The sequence below is a fragment of the Streptomyces sp. NPDC047028 genome (genome assembly GCF_040644095.1).
Lineage (GTDB): Bacteria > Actinomycetota > Actinomycetes > Streptomycetales > Streptomycetaceae > Streptomyces.
In genome coordinates, this window is record NZ_JBEYVS010000135.1 from 1 (window position 1) to 1,144 (window position 1,144).

Below are 1,144 nucleotides of genomic sequence, written 5' to 3' on the forward strand. Positions count from 1 at the left end.
CAGGGCCGGGTGAGGACGACCGGAGGACACAGCACGTGATCGATACCGGCAACATCGACGTCTACCTCGGCCTGGACGTGGGCAAGGGCGAACACCACGCCACCGCGCTCACCCCGGCCGGGAAAAAGACCTTCGACAAGCGGCTGCCCAACAGCGAGCCCAAACTCCGCGAGGTCTTCGCCAAGCTGCAGGCCAAGCACGGCACGGTGCTCGTCATCGTCGACCAGGTCGCCTCGATCGGCGCCCTGCCCCTGGCCATCGCCCGCGAGCTCGGCTGCCACGTCGCCTATCTGCCCGGCCTGACGATGCGGCGGATCGCCGATCTCTACCCCGGCGAGGCCAAGACGGACGCGAAGGACGCGTTCATCATCGCCGACGCCGCCCGGGCGATGCCGCACACGCTGCGGTCTGTCGACCTCGACGACGAGACGATCGCCGAGATGCAGATGATCGTGGGGTTCGACGACGACCTCGCCGCCGAAGCGACCCGCCTGTCCAACCGGCTGCGAGGCCTGTTCACACAGATCCACCCACACCTGGAACGGGTCTTGGGCCCGCGCATGCAGCACCCGGCCGTCCTGCGACTGCTGGACCAGTTCGGCTCGCCGGCCCAGATCCGCAAGGCCGGACGCCGACGGCTCGTCGCACTGTTACGGCCGAAGGCACCCCGCATGGCCGAACGGCTGATCGACGACGTCTTCACCGCGCTCGACGAACAGACCGTCGTCGTCCCGGGCACGGACGCGGCCGCGCTGATCGTCCCCAGCCTCGCCTCCTCGCTCCAGGCAGTACTCGACCAGCGCAAACTCCTGGCCCACCGAATCGAGGAACTCCTGGAGGCCCACCCTCTTTCCAAGGTCCTGATGTCCATGCCCGGCATCGGCATCAGGACAGGCGCCCGCATCCTCATCGACGTCGGCGACGCCACCGCGTTCCCATCCGCCGCCCACCTCGCCGCCTACGCCGGCCTCGCCCCCGCGACCCGGAGCTCCGGGTCCTCCATCCGCGGTGAACAGCCCTCACGCAGAGGAAACAAGCAGCTCAAACGCGCTTTCTTCCTCTCCGCGTTCGCCGCACTGGCCGACCCGGCCTCGCGCACCTACTACGACAAGAAGATCACCCAGGGAAAGCATCACACCCAGGC

Annotated in this window: 1 protein-coding gene; it reads left to right on the forward strand. The window is 68.4% G+C overall.

What is annotated here, in order from left to right:
• Nucleotides 1-38 precede the first annotated feature (38 nt).
• A partial coding sequence (locus ABZ854_RS37285; RefSeq protein WP_361220514.1) for an IS110 family transposase occupies nt 39-1,144 on the forward strand: 1,106 nt, incomplete at its 3' end.